The organism is Maribacter sp. 6B07, from assembly GCF_002700155.1.
Taxonomy (GTDB): Bacteria; Bacteroidota; Bacteroidia; order Flavobacteriales; family Flavobacteriaceae; genus Maribacter; species Maribacter dokdonensis.
In genome coordinates, this window is the sequence record NZ_PDUT01000004.1 from 576,562 (window position 1) to 594,851 (window position 18,290).

17 protein-coding genes are annotated in these 18,290 nt (G+C 38.4%); 9 read left to right on the forward strand and 8 right to left on the reverse strand.

The window, feature by feature from the left end; all coding sequences use genetic code 11:
* Positions 1 to 221: 221 nt before the first annotated feature.
* The 6 genes from CSC80_RS16775 to CSC80_RS16800 form a co-directional block, all read right to left on the reverse strand.
* On the reverse strand, positions 222 to 416 hold the full coding sequence (locus CSC80_RS16775; RefSeq protein WP_099193137.1) for a hypothetical protein: 195 nt from the start codon (positions 414 to 416) through the stop codon (positions 222 to 224).
* 290 nt (positions 417 to 706) lie between these two features.
* The gene (locus tag CSC80_RS16780; protein ID WP_091603397.1) at positions 707 to 1,261 is read right to left on the reverse strand and encodes a GNAT family N-acetyltransferase; all 555 of its coding nucleotides are present in this window, start codon (positions 1,259 to 1,261) and stop codon (positions 707 to 709) included.
* Positions 1,262 to 1,510: 249 nt separating this feature from the next.
* Entirely contained in the window at positions 1,511 to 2,065 is a 555-nt protein-coding gene (locus CSC80_RS16785) for a hypothetical protein (RefSeq protein ID WP_099193138.1), read from the reverse strand.
* A 137-nt stretch (positions 2,066 to 2,202) separates the two neighbouring features.
* A complete protein-coding gene (locus CSC80_RS16790; RefSeq protein WP_099193139.1) occupies positions 2,203 to 2,511 on the reverse strand; it encodes a hypothetical protein in 309 nt (102 codons plus the stop codon).
* 10 nt (positions 2,512 to 2,521) lie between these two features.
* The gene (locus CSC80_RS16795; protein WP_099193140.1) at positions 2,522 to 2,812 is read right to left on the reverse strand and encodes a hypothetical protein; all 291 of its coding nucleotides are present in this window, start codon (positions 2,810 to 2,812) and stop codon (positions 2,522 to 2,524) included.
* A 105-nt stretch (positions 2,813 to 2,917) separates the two neighbouring features.
* Entirely contained in the window at positions 2,918 to 6,145 is a 3,228-nt protein-coding gene (locus tag CSC80_RS16800; protein WP_099193141.1) for a S41 family peptidase, read from the reverse strand.
* 154 nt (positions 6,146 to 6,299) lie between these two features.
* On the opposite strand from CSC80_RS16800, the gene CSC80_RS16805 reads away from it, so the two are divergent.
* From CSC80_RS16805 to CSC80_RS16845, 9 genes are all read left to right on the forward strand, one after another.
* Positions 6,300 to 6,893 (forward strand): methyltransferase domain-containing protein, encoded by a 594-nt coding sequence (locus tag CSC80_RS16805; RefSeq protein ID WP_343224357.1) that lies wholly within the window; start codon positions 6,300 to 6,302, stop codon positions 6,891 to 6,893.
* 380 nt (positions 6,894 to 7,273) lie between these two features.
* A complete protein-coding gene (locus CSC80_RS16810) occupies positions 7,274 to 10,510 on the forward strand; it encodes a hypothetical protein (protein WP_236973424.1) in 3,237 nt (1,078 codons plus the stop codon).
* 34 nt (positions 10,511 to 10,544) lie between these two features.
* Positions 10,545 to 12,464 (forward strand): S9 family peptidase, encoded by a 1,920-nt coding sequence (locus tag CSC80_RS16815; RefSeq protein WP_099193143.1) that lies wholly within the window; start codon positions 10,545 to 10,547, stop codon positions 12,462 to 12,464.
* A 34-nt stretch (positions 12,465 to 12,498) separates the two neighbouring features.
* Complete coding sequence (locus tag CSC80_RS16820; protein ID WP_099193144.1) at positions 12,499 to 13,224, forward strand: DUF2490 domain-containing protein; 726 nt, start codon at positions 12,499 to 12,501, stop codon at positions 13,222 to 13,224.
* A 28-nt stretch (positions 13,225 to 13,252) separates the two neighbouring features.
* A complete protein-coding gene (locus CSC80_RS16825; protein ID WP_099193145.1) occupies positions 13,253 to 13,891 on the forward strand; it encodes a YceI family protein in 639 nt (212 codons plus the stop codon).
* Between the two features lie 148 nt (positions 13,892 to 14,039).
* Complete coding sequence (locus CSC80_RS16830) at positions 14,040 to 14,633, forward strand: superoxide dismutase family protein (protein ID WP_074674267.1); 594 nt, start codon at positions 14,040 to 14,042, stop codon at positions 14,631 to 14,633.
* Positions 14,634 to 14,707: 74 nt separating this feature from the next.
* Entirely contained in the window at positions 14,708 to 15,244 is a 537-nt protein-coding gene (locus tag CSC80_RS16835; protein WP_099193146.1) for a sigma-70 family RNA polymerase sigma factor, read from the forward strand.
* Between the two features lies 1 nt (position 15,245).
* Positions 15,246 to 16,040 carry an anti-sigma factor gene (locus CSC80_RS16840; protein WP_099193147.1) on the forward strand — a complete coding sequence of 265 codons (795 nt, stop codon included), beginning with the start codon at positions 15,246 to 15,248 and terminating at the stop codon, positions 16,038 to 16,040.
* A 164-nt stretch (positions 16,041 to 16,204) separates the two neighbouring features.
* Complete coding sequence (locus CSC80_RS16845; protein WP_058103114.1) at positions 16,205 to 16,387, forward strand: hypothetical protein; 183 nt, start codon at positions 16,205 to 16,207, stop codon at positions 16,385 to 16,387.
* 9 nt (positions 16,388 to 16,396) lie between these two features.
* Here CSC80_RS16845 and CSC80_RS16850 read toward each other — a convergent pair whose 3' ends face one another.
* Both CSC80_RS16850 and CSC80_RS16855 read right to left on the reverse strand, forming a co-directional pair.
* Positions 16,397 to 17,440 (reverse strand): VOC family protein, encoded by a 1,044-nt coding sequence (locus CSC80_RS16850; protein WP_099193148.1) that lies wholly within the window; start codon positions 17,438 to 17,440, stop codon positions 16,397 to 16,399.
* Positions 17,433 to 18,137, reverse strand: coding sequence for a glycosyltransferase (locus tag CSC80_RS16855; protein ID WP_099193149.1), 705 nt, complete (start codon positions 18,135 to 18,137; stop codon positions 17,433 to 17,435). The genes CSC80_RS16850 and CSC80_RS16855 overlap by 8 nt, the downstream gene beginning before the upstream one ends.
* Positions 18,138 to 18,290: the final 153 nt, after the last annotated feature.

The window sequence follows — 18,290 nt, forward strand, 5'->3', positions numbered from 1 at the left end:
CTACGCATGACGCTAAATCTTATTGTTTTGCTTTATTTTTTTTCTTATCTAAAGCTAAATCTATTCCCAATAGCTATCGGGATAGCGACTTTATAAATATACGCAGACTTTTGGACTTTACCTGTTAGTCTGCATTAGGTTTAGGCTTGGTTATTTAATGTATTTTATGTTGTAGTTGGCATTCATTAAAGACAGGAATATATCCGTACTATATTAGAACGTTATTTACTTAATACTTTTAATTCCTTTACTTGGTCTAAAAACAAGTATATAAAACTAATCATCCAAGTTATATAACCAAATCCAACATAAACCTCCATATTTTTACCTCCAGCATTTTCAGGGAGTTCTCTAATTCCAATCGCAAACAATCCTAAAACTATTGCCGCACCAGACAATTTAATTTGAGTTTTCAAATTCAGTTTCGTAGCTAAGTAGGCTACTTAAGTACAAAAAATTCGATATCCAAGATAGACTTATAAATAGGCTACCCACTAATATGCCTGCCCAGCCTAAAAATAATCCCATGATACCTAATAATAAACCTGAATTAAAAAAATTGGTAATACCATTGAAACTAGATAAATTATAAAAGATGGATGTATTTCTTTATTGGCAATTTTCATATGTTTGGTAACGGTCTCGGTTATAATTACGATGTGGAATTATCCGCAGGGTTATACCCATTATTGTAGCCAGTAATTATTTATTTCATTGACATCCATTTCTCCAAACTTATTTCCCTAATGGGATAAGCAGGGTTCTTAAAAGTCCATTCGTTGTCAATCCATTTCTTTACGGTGCTAAACAGAATTGAGTCAAGTCCGTTTGCAACCTCACTTTGTCGTACCCACATATAAATTTCAGCATCAAAATCAGCCTTTTTAGTAGGTTCAATATATAAGCAGCCAAGCACTTGACTTTCATCAAGACTTACAACAGTATACGCAAACGAACTTCGCATTTGGAACTCTTTTTGATGCCATCCCAAATCAATTAAATCCTGTTCAAATGATAAATTCTCTGTTGGCCAGTTCCATACTGGATAGAACATTTTTTGTAAATGGCTAATACTTGTCATTACCGCGTCATAGTCTTTTACAACGTCATTAACGGTCAGCATTCTAATTCTGAATTGTTGATTCTCAAGTGTATCTGGGACTTTAAAATCCGCAGGTACAAATGACTTGCTTTGAGAGGTTACTATTTGTGGAAGCACAAATAAAATAATTGTTGTCAGAATAAGTATTGATTTTTTCATATAGTTAGTATTATTGGCTTCAACGGTCTGTGCTAAGCGTAGTGGGGAAGTAAGGAAACTTTTTGTTTCCGCCTGCCGGCAGGCAGGTCTATGCATGGACGCTAAATCTTATTGTTTTGCTTTATTTTTTCTTATCTAAAGCTAAATCTATTCCCAATAGCTATCGGGATAGCGACTTTATAAATATACGCAGACTTTTTGGTTTTACCTATTAGCCCGCATTAGGTTTAAGTTTTGTTTCCAAATGTTTTATTCCACACGCTTTAAATAACTACCGTCACTGTTTTTTATAAATTCAATTCCTCTATTAGCTTTACAAACTATGAATGTAGAATTATCGATTGAGTTCAGAACAATTACGTTATTAAATTCAAATCCGTCGGTTGAAATATTAGTCAATCTCTCTTCTAGGTTTTCCGTATTCGTTTCCCCGGCACCGTATGATATAATTCCATCGGTCGCCCCAATATTAGAACTATTCCCGTGGTTTTTCGCAACTCTATAACCAAATTGCTTTCCCTCGCTTTCAAAAATTAATTCGTTCTCATGTATTTCGATTAGTGTGGACATACAGCTTTCGTCATCAGAAAAATTCAAATCCATTATTTCGATTGTCTTTTCCGTATTTAATGCCTTAATGATTACCTGATCATCAGTAATGAATTCAACTTCTGTATCAGAATCAAAGGGAATAAGTGATTTTTCAAAATCTGTCAGTTGATAATCTAGGGTTACATCGTCCGTACATCCACATCCGGATAACATTGTTAAAGCAAGTAAGAACAATAAATTTCTAAGGTTCATTTTAAATATTTGGTAACGGTCTCGGCTATGATTTCGTTGCAGACTTTCCCAACGGGAAATGTCCGTGCGGAATTCAGCCGGTTACTTTGTTTAAAGGTTTCAAGTTAACGAAAAGTAGCAATGAATTATAGCCAATGTTAGGTGCTGTTTTTATTATTGGCTTTTTCCCACCTTTTTTTAAACTTCTGCAATTTAGGGTTTACTTCCTCTTGAGAATTGGAGTTCAGCGCACTGAAAACCTTTATAGCTTTGTCCAAAACTCTAATTTCGTCGTTAACTTGTTTTCTCTTTGAATATATAATTGCAAGCCTATTGTATGGGTGTGGACCTATAAAGTCTTCTGCAATATTTAACTCGTATAATTTGATTGCCTTATCAACTTCTCCCGATTTTTCAAGCTCAATCCCTTTTAAATTTCGCTCTACCTGTCGGTCGAATAAGTCCATTTAACAACTTTTAAATTTGATTTAATTGTGAGTCCACGGTAAAGCAATCGAAGCAAACGAATTGGTGGATAACCATGCAATCAGCTAAGTCAAAATCATCTCCAATTGAGTCAATTTTAGCGTAAAAAGTCATTTTCTCACCACAATCCTTACATTTTGGATAATCCGCTTCAGAGATTCCGTCCGCTTCTCCTCCAAGTTTATGGCGATATCCAGCTTCTTCATTCCATTTGTATCCGAGTGCCGATTTTGCTTCTTCAGTCTCGGGAGTTGGCGTAAGTTTTATTTCAGGTATTTTCATTTTATAAATTGCACCTAACTATTATATATGAACACAATTGTACATATCCCTAAATATAAAAATATATGTACAATTGTAATTTACTCTTATGTACTAAATTCGGCGTTACTCCACCTCTTTCAATAACACCTCTATTGACTTCTCTAGTTGCTGATCAATGCCATTTGCAATAACACCGGGTTGGTTTTTAACAATGAATTCTGGATCGGTCTCGTTGTTTTCCATCCATTCGCCTGCTTTGTTTTTGGCACTTACGGGTACTACGCCCCAAACACCTCCATTGGGTAAACGTTCCCAACCCGCAAAACTACAGGTACCCGGTACGGGCATTCCCACGGTCTTACCGATCTTTAAATCCACATAACCGCTCGCAAAGCAAGAACCGTCGCTATACATAGATTCATTGAACATGGCCAAGGTTGGTTTTGTCCACCTAGAGGTTGGCTCGCCACCTACTACCCTATCTTCCGTTTCGTAAGATAAAAATGGTATACCGGTAAAGAACATGGCCAGGTCTGCTACTAAATCGCCACCACCATTAAAACGGGTATCTATAATGACCGCTTTTTTATCATTGAACTTGCCCAACATTTCTTCATAAATGGTACGGTAGGGTCCGTCTGCCATACCGGGTATATGCACATAGCCCAAGGTTCCGTTGCTCTTTTTAAGCACTTCCTTTTCATTGGTTTTCACCCAACGGTCATACAACAGACCTCCTTCTTCCCTTAGCGAAATAGGCTTTACGGTCAGCTGTTTCTTTTTGCCTTTTTCATCCACAATATCAAGCAGGGTAAAATCTCCAGCAACGCGGTTTAAATAGCGCGCCACATCTGTGTCCGCACCAATGGTCTCACCGTTTATTTTCTGTATGACCATGCCGGGTGAAATGTCAAAACCAGCCTTATCCAACGGACCGCCTTTTATGACTTCGGTAATTTTTATTCCGTCGCCTTTATAATCATAATCCATAAAAATACCCAACGATGCGGTTTCATCACCATTTTCAATGGCACCGTAGAAGCGCCCGCCGGCGTGACTCACGTTCAGCTCTCCCAACATTTCCGATACCATTTCCATAAACTCAAAGTCATTGCCAATATGCGGCAGGTACTTTTCATATTCGGTACGCATAGCATGCCAATCAATTCCATGAAAGGTAGATGTATAAAATATGCCATTGGTCTTTAGCCAAATGTGATCGAACATAAATTTACGTTCGGCATCGGCATCCAATACCATTTCGGCATTCAGTTTCACCGATTCTTTTTTACCGCCCGCAACATCTACTTTAGAAATGCTACCATCGGATAATAGAAATAAGTTTTCCTTTTTGGCATCCCACTGTAAACTTGCCGATTTTGCACCTAGTGCCACCAACATTTTGGTGCTTTTGGTACGTATTTCTGTTTCCCAAAGATTATAGTCCTTTTCAAATTTGGTCAGGTAGTACAGTTTTTCGCCATCTTTTGAGAGTACGGCATCAGACAATTTAGAGGAGTGTATGGTTAATCGCGCTTTTCTTCGGTCTACATCCTCCAAATCGAATTTTAAGGTATTTATTTTAGGTTTCTCTTCCTTCTTACCCTTCTTCTTTTTATCGTCTTTATCCTCGCCTTCTTTTTCTTTTTTAGTCTCTTCTATCATTTTCAACAGATCATACTCTTCTTTGGTATTGTTGAATTTGTCCCAAGACTCTTGGGTCAAGAACATGGTATATACATCGGTCTCAAAAGAACCACTGGTGGCATAACTTTTTAGACCGTTACGGTTAGTGAAATACATGATCTGACTACCATCGCCCACCCATTTTGGGTAGTACTCATAGTAGCCACTTTGGGTCAGGTTTTTACGCTTTTTCCCATCCTTGGATATCAAAAGCACCTCCGTGTTGTTCAGTGAAACACTCCAGTCTACCAATAACCATTTGCTATCCGGACTCCACTGGTAATACTGGTCTCCGTCCCTCATATGTATGATTTCATCTGGAGTCAATAATGTGCTTACCTCTTTTGTTTTTAGATTCTTGACCTTTAAGGTCTTTCTATCTTCTATATATGCCACATAGGTACTATCCGGAGAAAACTCAGGCAAGTAAATATCATTTTTAGACGTTACCAAAGTATCTTCTTTGATCAGGGTAGCCGCAAAGAAATAAGGCTCTTCCGATCGCACCTTTGAAGATTTAAAAATGCTCCACTTGCCATTGCGTTCACTGCTGTACGCTACAGATGTGCCATCTGGCATAAATTTTACAAAGCGTTCCTGTTCCGGGGTGTTAGTGATACGCTTGGTCAAAGAACCATCTACCGAGGTCACAAATACTTCTCCCCTGCTTATAAATGCAATTTCTTTGCCGTTAGGGGCTACATCCATTTCTTGAACACCACCGTTGACCGATTTATAGGTGATAGCATTACTATCCTCTTGCGTTCTTACTATTATTTCTACCTTCTTAGCACCTTCACCGGCTTTTAGCGTATAAATTTCTCCATCATAACCAAATGCCAAGGTATCGTCCCCAATACTTAATGAGCGTACCGGGTGAGTCTTAAAACTGGTATGTGCAGTAATTTCAGATGCTCCCGTCAACGACATGGAATAGACATTAAAAGAGCCTTCTTGCTCGCTTAAATAGTAAATGGCACTACCGTCTTTTGAAAATACCGGATTACGGTCTTCCCCCTTAAAATTGGTTAATTTGGTATGTTTTCCCGTTGCTGGTTCATACGACCAAATATCTCTGGTAATGGCAGATGTGTGATGTTTTCTAAAGGCATCTTCATAGCCTTTTTTATCATGATATACCATTTTAGAACCATCGGCATTTACTTGTACATCTTCTGCTGGAACGGTCAACACCTGATCTACCCTACCCCCATTTGCGGGAACACTGTACAGTTCTGGTTGTGATGCTGTTGGGTATTGACGATGCTCAGCATCATCCAATCGCATGGCACCAAATAAAACTGCGGTATCGTCAGCAGAAAAACTGAACGCCTTTTCATCGTTACTATGATAGGTCAATCTGGTTGACGGTCCTCCTTTGGCATCCATGATATACACATCAAAATTGCCGTATCTGTCCGAGGAGAAAGCAATTTTTTCTCCGTTCTTGCTCCAAACCGGCGCATAATCATTAGCAACGTGGTACGTTAGCTGTTTTGCCACGCCACCATCCAAAGGCACTGTAAAGATGTTTCCTTTGTACGTAAACGCAATAGTTTCACCGTTGGGAGAAATGGCCGGGTAACGTGCCCATTGTGGATTTGTCTGCGCTGAGCATACGTACGTTAGGCAAATTGCCATTACCGATAAAAAAGAGTATTTCATGTATTTAAGTAGTTGGTATTTAGTAGATACGAAAGATAGGTATTTGATTTATCTACGGCAATGAAACTATGATCAATGGTATTCAATTCTACATAGATGGTAGAAATTGGCTAATTCTGATTAAATTTACTGTACCGACAAATACTATATTATCTTGAAAGAAGAAGAGCATTATTGGACAGAAAGGTATATGAATAAAGATATGGGTTGGGACATTGGCTACCCTTCTACGCCTATTAAAGAATATGCCGATCAATTAACCGATAAATCGATTCAGATTTTAATTCCTGGTGCCGGAAATGCTTACGAAGCCGAATACCTTTGGAAGCAAGGATTTACCCACGTCCATATTCTAGATATCTCTGAAATTCCGTTAAAAGAATTCAAAAAAAGAAACCCCGATTTCCCCGATAAAAACATGCACCAATCTGATTTTTTTGAGTTCAAAGGCCAATACGATCTAATTTTAGAGCAAACCTTTTTCTGCTCTTTTGTACCTACCCATGCTAATAGAAATGCCTATGCCAAACAAATGGCAAGCCTATTAAAATCTAATGGGAAATTAGTGGGACTCTGGTTCACTTTTCCCCTAACCGGTGATATGGAAAAACGACCTTTTGGCGGAAACAAAGACCTGTATACCAATTATTTATTCCCCTATTTTAAAACGATCACTTTCGATCCTTGCTATAACTCCATTAAACCAAGACAAGGGAACGAATTGTTCGGGATTTTTCAAGTTCTTTGATTGGTTGCTCGTTGTTCGTTGCTCGGTCACTTCGGCTACGCTCAGTGACCTTGGTTTAGGAGAAACGCATGGCTTAACAATTGGTGGAAATTGAAAACTGATACTGCCTACTGAACAAACTATCACTTCGGCTACGCTCAGTGACCTTATTTACAATGTGATAAAACAAGAATGAAAAACTCATAGCGAAACTGGTTTTTGAAAACTGCTACTGTTAACTCAAACTGCTACTGCCAACTGAGCAATGAACACTGTACACTGGACTGCAAAACTGTTAAAGGATTACGGATTCTTCAAAACTACATACTGTTAACATCCTTTTAAGAATACTTCCTTTTCTTTTCCGCTATTTTTAGAAACATAACTAACAAACCACTCAAATGACAAGAAGATTACTCTCCCTGTTGATGCTTTTCGCATCTATTTTCGTTTCTGCACAAGATTTTAAAATGGACCTGGTTCAAGACCTAAAGCCCCGTAACATTGGTCCCGGTGGTATGAGCGGTCGTGTAACCGCCATTGATGTTGTCAATGACAATCCGGATATTATGTATGTAGGTACCGCTTCTGGCGGATTATGGAAATCTACTTCCGGTGGCGTAAAATGGGAACCTATTTTTGATAAAGAAGTGACCGCATCTATTGGAGCTGTTGCGATTCAACAAAGTAATCCGTCCGTAATTTGGGCTGGTACTGGTGAAGGTAACCCAAGAAATAGCTTAAACGGTGGTTACGGAGTATACAAATCCCTTGATGGTGGAAAGACCTGGAAATCTATGGGTCTTGAAAAAACTAGACATATTCATAGAATCAAAATAGACCCCATGAACCCTAACACCGTTTATGTAGGTGCTATTGGATCTCCTTGGGGAGAACACCCAGAACGCGGCGTTTTTAAGACTACCGATGGTGGCGAGACTTGGGAAAAGGTGTTGTTCGTAAATAACAAAACAGGGGTTGCAGATCTTATTATGGATCCTACCAACCCTAATAAACTGATCGCTGCCATGTGGGAACACAAGCGCGAACCTTGGTTTTTTAACTCCGGTGGTTCCGGTAGCGGACTTTACATGACCCACGATGGTGGTAAAAACTGGAAAAAATTAAGTGAGGAAGATGGCTTACCAGCTGGTGACCTGGGTAGAATTGGTGTTGCCATTGCTCCGGGAAAACCTGAGGTTATCTATGCCTTGGTTGAAGCTAAAAAGAATGCGTTGTACAAATCTGAAGATGGCGGCTTTAAATGGAAAAAAGTAAACGATAAGAGCGATATAGGTAACAGACCTTTCTATTACTCTGAAATTTACGTAGACCCAGAAAATGAGAACAGGGTATTCTCCGTATTCACCTATGTGAACGTTTCGCAAGATGGCGGCAAAAACTTTACGCAATTGATGCCTGCATACCGTGCGGATAACGGGGTACACCCCGATCACCACGCCTTTTGGATCCACCCAGAAAACGGACAGTTTATGATGGACGGTAATGATGGCGGACTCAATATCTCTAAAGATGGCGGAAAAACATGGCGATTTGTGGGCAACCTTCCCGTGGCGCAATTCTACCACATTGCGGTAGATAATGAATATCCGTATAACGTCTATGGTGGCATGCAAGATAACGGTTCTTGGAGAGGACCTGCCTATGTTTGGAAAGCACAGGGAATTCGTAATAGCTACTGGCAAGAAATTAGTTTTGGTGACGGTTTTGATGTTGTTCCCGATCCTGTAGATTCTAGATATGGGTATACCATGAGCCAACAAGGTAACGTGCAACGTTTTGATCATGTAACCGGTGATAACTACATTGTACGCCCTACTCCACCAGATGCGGAAACCGAACTACGTTTCAATTGGAACTCGGCCATTAGTCAAGATCCTTTTGATACCAGTACCGTTTATTTTGGTAGTCAGTTTGTACATAAGAGTACGGATAAGGCATTGACTTGGAAAGTGATTTCACCTGATTTGACAACGAACAATCCAGAAAAACAAAAGCAAAGTGAAAGCGGCGGTTTATCCATGGATGCTACGGGTGCCGAAAACCATACCACAATTTTGGTTATTGAACCCTCTGCAGTTGAAAGGGATATGCTTTGGGTAGGCTCTGATGACGGTCGTGTGCACTATACCCAAAACGGTGGAGGAACCTGGACAGAAGTAACCGCAAACATCAAAGGCTTACCTAAAGGAAGTTGGATTCCGCAAATAAAAGCATCTACCCGTAATAAGGGTGAAGCATTGTTGATCGCCAACGATTACAGAAGATTCAATTATACGCCATACGCATATAGAACTAAAGATTACGGTAAAACTTGGACAAGAATTGTTGATGCCACAGATGTAGAAAGCTATACTCTATCCATTATTGAAGACCCTGAAAATCCTAATTTATTGTTCCTAGGTACCGATGACGGATTGTATGTTTCTTTCAATGCAGGGGACAAATGGCAGAAATGGACCGAAGGTTTCCCAACGGTTTCTACCAAAGATTTAGCCATTCACCCAAGAGAGCAAGATTTGGTTATCGGTACATTTGGTCGTGCTGCATGGGTATTAGATGATATTCGTCCGTTACGAGCTTTAGCCGCAGATGCTACCATTTTAAACAAGGAAATAGAATTATTTACTCCGCCAACGGCATATCAGGCATCTTATCAGCAACCTACAGGCAGTCGTTTTGGTGCCGATGGTCTTTACCAAGGTGAAAACAGAAAGTCCGGTGCTATGATTACCTATTATTTAAAGGAAGGTAAAAAAGCTGCCAAAAAGGGCAAGGGCATGAAGGGTAAAAAAGAGGATTCATCCGAAGAAAAAACAGAAGAAAAAACAGATAGCGTTGCGTTGACCGGAGTTCAAAAGAAAGATTCCGTTCAGTTCGATTTTTACGATGGCGACAGACTGATTCGAACTTTAAAATACAAGACTCCAGAAAAAGCAGGATTTCACAGAATCTACTGGGGAATGGATGAAAAAGGCGCGGATAGACCTTCTAGAAAAGTACAGACCAAAAAGAAAGAATCTGGCGGTTTAGACGTAAAACCAGGCACCTATACCATAAAAATGTTATACGGTGATCTGGAAGAAGAAACTACGATTACGGTAAAATCAGACCCACGTTTAGAAGTATCTCAAACAGGAATCAATGAAGCCTATGCAAACGGAAAAGAATTGGAATCATACATGCAGACAGCAGCAGATGCGGTACAGCAATTGGCAAAAAGTAAAGAGGTTGCAGAGAAGTTTCAAAAAGATCTGAAAAAAGAGGACGATAAAAAGTACAAAGAACAAATAGACGCCTCTAAAGACATCATTAAACAAATAGATTCTATCACCGCTATATATTTAGGTAAGGTCGATAAAAGACAAGGAATAACCCGTAGTAAAGAAATGACGGTAATGCAACGTATTCAAATTGCAAGGCGCTACGTAGGATCTAGAAAAACCGGTATGACGGCAACGGAAAAACAATTAATGCAATTTGCCAAAGATGATCTGCAGAGCGCGCTACAAAAAACAAATGCTTTCTTCGCCAAAGAATGGGTAGAATACCAAACTAATATGAAAAGCTTAGATATATCACCTTTTAAAGAAACAGAAGTTTTTAATTTGAATTAATATGTAAAAGTCTAACAATCTAAAAACCACTACTATGAAGTACCTAATGGCTTGCTTTGTGTTTACGCTTATGTTAAGCTGTAAAGAAGAACCTAAAAAACCTTCTATTGCAGAAACGATGAAGACCTATACCATCAAACAAATGATGGATAACGAAGCCATTGGTGGCGGTAGTTTTTCCCCTGATAATTCTAAATTACTTATCTCAAGTAATAGATCTGGTATTTACAACATGTACACAGTGCCTACAAGCGGCGGTGAATTGACTCCCGTTACTATGTCTGACAGTGCATCTGTATTCGCCATATCCTATTTTCCAAAAGATGAACGCATGTTGTTTAGAATGGATGGAAATGGTGATGAGATATTTCATATTTACGTCAGAGATCTAGACGGTACGCAGACCGACCTTACACCGGCAGAAGGTGCCCGTGCATCGTTCTACGGGTGGGCAGAAGATGATATGAGTTTTTACTATACTTCTAACGAGAGAAACCCTAGAAATGATGATATCTATGAAATGGACTTAGAAACTCTTGAGCCTACCCTGATCTATGAAAATACGGAAGGTTATAGCATTGACGGAATTTCCGAGGACAAGAAATATATAACCTTGGGCAAGCCCATCAATACCAATGATTCCGATTTGTTTATTTACACTTTATCGGATAAAAAGCTGACCAAAATCAATGAAAATCAAAGCGCCAATAGTAGCTCTGGATTTTCCAATGATGGTTCTTCTTTGTATTATACCACAGATGATGGAGAGGAATTCTCTTATTTAATGAAGTACGATATTGCCACGGGCAACAGAGAAAAGGTGATGCAGAAAAATTGGGATATATGGGGTACCTATTTTACGGAAAACGGAACCTATCAAGTAACCTATATTAACGAAGACGCCAAGAATGTCATTGAAATAAAGAATGTTAGCACCGGTGAAAATGTTGCTCTTCCTTCTTTGGATGGTTTGGACGTAACCAGTGTAGATTTCTCAGATGATGAAAAACTAATGCGTTTTTATGCGGGTGGGTCACACACCCCTTCTAATTTGTTCGTTTATAATTTAGAAACCAAAGAACAGACCCAGTTGACCAATGTTCTAAATAGCGAAATAAATGGTGAAGACTTGGTGAACGCAGAAGTAATACGTTACAAGTCTTTTGATGGGGTTGAAATTCCTGCCATTTATTACAAGCCCCACCAGGCAAGTGCGGACACCAAAGTACCTGCATTGGTTTGGGTTCATGGCGGACCGGGCGGACAAAGTAGACAGAACTTTAGCTCATTTATTCAATATTTGACCAATCATGGCTATGCCGTACTAGCCGTTAACAACAGAGGTAGTAGCGGTTATGGCAAAACTTTTTATCAAATGGATGATTTAAACCATGGCGATAAGGATTTAAAAGATTGTGTAGAAGGTAAAAATTGGCTTGCCCAACAGCCAGGAATAGATGCTAATAAAATTGGAATCATTGGCGGCTCTTACGGTGGTTACATGACTATGGCGGCATTGACCTATACCCCAGAAGAGTTTGCCGTTGGGGTAAATTTGTTTGGCGTAACCAATTGGGTACGAACATTAAAAAGTATACCGCCATGGTGGGAGTCTTTTAAAGATGCCTTATATAAAGAATTAGGAGACCCATACAGTGCAGATTCCGTAAGGTTAAAAGAGATTTCCCCTTTGTTTCATACCGATAAGGTGACCAAACCTCTAATTGTTTTACAAGGTTCGCAAGACCCTAGAGTATTACAAGTAGAATCTGACGAAATTGTTGCAGGTGTAAAAAAGAACGGTGTTCCCGTAGAATACGTGCTCTTTGAAGATGAAGGTCATGGTTTTGTAAAAAAAGAAAATCAGATCGAAGCTTACAGTAGGGTTTTAGATTTTTTAGATTTGTATTTGAAGAAGGATAAAGCAACACCCATTGAAGAAGGCGATAAGTAAAGCCAAAATTTTAAGTTTCATATTAAATTAAAGAATGAAGAAAGTTTTTACGTTACTAGTATTATTAGCAACTATTAATCAAATAAATGCGCAAAGTGGTGGTACAGGAGAAGACGATTTTGGTAGTTGGTTCATGTATTTTGGAACCAATAAAATTGCCGATAAATGGAGTATACATACCGAAGCTCAATTTAGATATTATGAAATGGCTTCGAACTTTAACCAGTTGTTGCTGCGTACGGGTATCAACTATCACATTAACCCTGATGCTATCGCTACTTTAGGCTACGGCTTTATTGAAACCGACCCTACTTTTACGGAGTTTGATGAACTTGGTGTAAATACTTTAGTCGAAAACAATTCAATTTCTGAACATCGAATATTTGAGCAGTTCATTCTTAAAAATAAAGTGTGGGAATTTAATTTTGAACATCGTTACCGCCTAGAGCAGCGTTTTGTACAAAACAATTTTACCGGTGAAAGCAACACATTGCACAGAGCCCGTTATAGAATTCAAATGACCTTGCCCCTAACCGATATCTTTTTCTTGAATTTCTATGATGAGATTTTCATAAATCTACAAGACAGTGCATTTGGTCAAAACCGTGCCTATGCTGCACTTGGGGTTAATGTTACCGAAGATTTAAGCATGCAATTTGGCTACTTAAAAAATCACTTTACAGGGGCTAATTACGATCGTCTACAAATTGGTGTTTTTTATAACACCGATCTGCGTGGCATTTTTAAAAAGAAGAAGTAAATTTATACCATAAACAAACTACATTATTATGAAAAAAATAGCATTGACTTTCGCGAGTGCATTATTGATCATTTTCGCAAGTTGCAAGGACGCTAAAAAAAGTGAAGATTCTAAAAATGTTGAAGCCACAGCAGAAACTGCTGACATGTACAGCTTGGTTCAAGACTCTACCAAGGTAAGTTTTACCGCATACAAAACAACTGATAAAGTGCCAGTTGGCGGTATGTTCAAAAAGATAAACTTTACTAATACAACAAGTGGAGCAACTGCTATGGAAGCTTTAAACGGAACTGAATTTAGCATTCCCGTAAGCAGTTTGTTTACCAATGACCCTACCGGTACTAGAGACCCAAAGCTTTTAGAATTCTTTTTTGGGGTATTAAAAGATACCGAGCTTATTTCTGGTGTGGTTAAGGTAGAAGGCGAAAATAGCTCTATAGACGTTACCTTAAATGGTGAAACCCAAAATATACCCCTTACCTACGAAATGGATGGCGACAACAAAATTACTTTTAGTGGTGTAATGGATTTGGAAAACTGGAACGCTTTAGATGCCGTTGCCTCTATAAACAAAGCTTGTGAAATTTTACATACCGGTAAAGATGGTGTGAGCAAAACTTGGAGCGAAGTTGCCGTTAAAGCCGAAGTGCTTTTGGATAAAAAATAATACCTATTATATATGTATAGATAAGGAGGAGCGTTAACGCTCCTCTTTTTTTATCACTAAAGATTAAAAGTATTGCTCTATGCACTTAACTACTTGATATTACATTATTTATTGGCTAATTTGTTGCTTCACACTAAAATAGATTAACATGAAAATATTAAAAGTTGAATTAGCACTGTTGGCACTATTGGCTGTCTTCAGTTGCAAAGAAGTAAAAAAAGAAGCATCAGAGGCTAAAGAGGAAATGGAAGAATTAATGGATGAGGCAGAAAATGAAATGACAGAACAAGATACTGTTGTAAAGTTTATGCTTGAACCAAAAAGTGATAGCAATGTTAAAGGTGAAGTCATTTTTACCGAAGATGATGGCGAAGTAGATATGGTAGCCGTACTTTCTGGTTTAAGTGAAGGAGAACATGCCATTCACATTCACCAAACGGCAGACTGTACTGCAGCCGATGGTTCTTCTGCTGGAGGACACTGGAACCCAACTAATGAGCCACATGGTAAATGGGGAGCAAGCGAAGGATATCATAAAGGTGATATAGGTAACTTTACCGCAGATGCCGATGGTAACGCCAAAGTTGAGTTTTCAACAGACGAATGGTGTATTGGCTGTGATGATGAAAATAAGAACATTTTAGGAAAAGGGGTTATTGTACACCAAGGTGTTGATGATTACACTTCTCAACCTAGTGGTGATGCAGGTGCACGTGTTAGCTGTGCCGGTATTATTGAATAGGGTTAATAATATTTAGGATAAAAGCTGTTCTTAGAACAGCTTTTTCTATTTTTAACCGTTACAAAATATTTAATATGCAATTAGACCTATTGGTTGATCAATTTAAAAAGAAAGACCCTTTGGCTTTCGAAAAGCTATATGGCATGTATAGTGAAAATATCTGTGGTGTTATCAATACCATAGTAAAAAACGATGCCTTGGCCCAAGAAATCTGTCAAGACGTATTTATAAAGATTTGGAATAACTGTGAAAGTTATAATTCTTCTAAAGGTAGATTTTTCACATGGATCCTTAACATAGCCCGAAATGCAGCTATCGATGAAATACGCAGTAGGTCGTATAAAAATGACAAAAAGAATCTTTCCGCAGATTACTTCGTAGGTATTTTACAGCTCAAGGAAGAAGAAGAAAATTCATCAGTAGACACCAAGGGTTTGAGAAACCTAGTACAGAATTTAAAGGAAAAATGTGTTCAGATCATTGAACTGTTATACTTTAGGGGATATACACAAAAAGATGCTGCAGAAGAATTGGAAATTCCCTTAGGCACTGTAAAAACAAGAAATAGAAGTTGCATTTCCCAATTACGGGAGAATATGGAGGTAAGATAGTATGGATGTAGAAAAATACATAGCATCGGGAATTTTGGAGCTTTACGTGGCCGGTATACTCTCAGAGAAGGAAAATCTTGAGATTGCCAACTATGCCAAGGAGTATCCAGAAATAAAAAAGGAGATCGAGGAAATTGAGGCTTCAATATTAGAATTGTCCAGAAAAGCTTCACCAGGATATCATTATTCATTTAAAGCATTGATGAATAAAATTAATGGTGAGGTCAAGGTAGTTGATATTAATGAAAAACGTAGTACTCCATTCTTATCTTATATGGGTTGGGCTGCATCTATTCTATTGGCTGTAGGACTCTTCTGGATGTATCAGCAAAATCAAGATTTAAAGTCTAATATTGAAGTCGTAGAAAAGCAGAATGTAGATTTGGAGCAGCAAATTGCCGATACCGATTCTTCTTTAGAACAGACCCAAGAATTATTGAATACACTTAGAGATAAGAATATTAGTGTTATCCCATTAGGAGGGCAAGACGTTTCACCTACTTCATACGCCAAGGCGTATTGGAACAAACAAGAAGAAAAAGTATTTATAGATGCCAAAGGGCTGCCAGAACCGCCAGATGGTTTTGTTTACCAAGTTTGGTCTCTTAAACTTTCACCGCTTACACCAACTAGCATGGGACTTCTTGAAGATTTTGCAACAGATGAAAACAAAGTCTTTGCTTTGAACAACCCGAACGAATCTGAAGCATTTGGTATTACCTTAGAACCTGCTGGCGGTAGCGAATCGCCAACCCTTGAACAATTGTATACCCTTGGGGTCGTCAATGCTTCATAAGATATAAAACACCTAAGGGAAAGCCTATGAGGCATATAAAGGAAACATACTTTTAAATTAGAGGCAAGCCCAAGGGTATTATATCCTTTGGCGGTAGCAATAAAAAATTATGTATTAATGGGCAGTTTTTATAAACTGCCCATTTTTTTTATTATTTTTCCACCATGGATTTAAAGAAAATTTTTGGAACGGTGCTAACCTTATTAGGAATCGGTGGGCTGGTTTATACTGCAATATTATTCGCTAATAGCAGCGGAACAACAAAACAACTTATTGTCTATGGTGTTTTAGGTGCCATTTTCTTCTTTTCGGGTATAGGACTCATAAGAAATACCAGCCAAAATTAGCCCATAGAATCAACGGTCTGTATTAACCCTGTGTAGGGCAAGACTCTTTACCAGCCATTTAGGTAAGGTCTTATTTGGATTTCTTTTCTTTAGGTTTAGATACAAACCTAGCGCTTTTAAGATAGGTACCTTATGGGTCTCTACCAATTCTATCAACGTGCCATCTGGGTCTTCCATATAACTAAAATGACCGGCGGCGTCGCCCATATCAAAACTGTTGGCACTGTCTACCGTAAAAGGAGAGTTGTTCTTGATCGCCTTTTCCCTTATCACAGCCATACCAGATACATCAAAACATAGGTGAATGTAACCCAAATCGCCCCATAGCCTATTTTTAAAAATCTTGTTTGGCCTTTCATCTAGTAGCTGAACAAGTTCTAGTTGCGTAGGTCCCAAAAGGTCTCCAAAACCACCAACAGACGTACGTTCTTGCTGTAATATTACTCTTCTGCACTTTTTCTTATCGGTGGATAAAACTGTATCTATTGCATCGTACACCACTTTAGTATACCCCAGCATAGTGGAGTAAAACCCCATAGATTTCGTAATATCACTTACCCCTATAACAGCACCTAGTACTCCCCCATTTAATGAAGACTGCTTAGAGAAGGAATACATATCCTCTACCAGCTGAACACGGTTTCCAAAGGGGTCGTTAAAATAGAAATTTGGTTTATGGGTATGGCTTATCTGCGATAAATTAAGTACCCCTAATTCTTTTAAGTACGTGTGCATTTTCATAAGATTACCACATCTTATCTTCATAGCGTATATACCTAAATCGCCGAATTTTATAGGATTTTCAGATGCTACGGGAATTCGGTCTTTAAATTGCCAAATTTCCAAACCACCACCACCGGTCATGTTGAGCGATAGGTATGCTTCCCTTTTTTCAACCCTATTATTGGTATATTGAGACATCAATGACGCAAATGCCTCATCTTCAAATAATAAAATATCAAAACCTAAATGGTTTCTATACCAATTAAATACTTTTTTGACATCTGATACTCCAATGCCTATTTGTTGAATACCGTTAATTATTTCAACCATTATATGGGGTGCGTATCAATTTATTATGAAGCGATTTTAATTTATTTCCTGGATATCCCAACTTAAAAAGTACCACTAAGATGAAATTGGACAAATTGACCCGTAAATACGAATTAGATTCATACTTACGTGCCGAAACTACCAAATCGTTCTTTATTATGGTGTAAGATATCCGCTCTTTCTTCATCCTTGCAAAAAATTCAAAATCTTCCATAAGCACCTGTTGCTCATTAAAACGGCCTAGCTGTTCAAATGCTTCTTTCCTAATGAATAGGCATTGATCACCGCCACCCGTAAACAAGCCGTCTTTAGCCGTAAAGGCTGCATTTATTCGTAGATACCATTTATCCTTATCAAATCGGTAAGAGAAAAATCCTGCATCATAGCCGTCTTCTAAACTTTGCAATATGTTTTCTATAAATTCAGCAGGCGGTACTACATCTGCATGTAAAAAAACCAGTGTATTGCCCAATGCCATACTAGCAGCCTCATTCATTTGAGAAGCCCTACCCTTATTCTTGCAACGCAGTATTTCTACCTTGCTACTACATTCCAGCAATTCAATATCGTCAGAATTACCGGGTGACAAGGCTACAATTACTTCTACTAATTTATTATGCTCTAAAAAACATGCAATACTAAAAAGTCGCTGTAGATTATCATATTCATTATGGGCAGGTATAATTAAACTGATCATATAACTGGTTGATTCCTAGAAATTTGGTTAATTACTATTGTTCTGATTGACACCAACTTTTGTTTATTTACGTAAGTTGGTCAAAATAGTTTTAATACCGGCTTTATAATTTTAAAAAAGTTAACGTAATCAATTAAACATATACTCGACCAA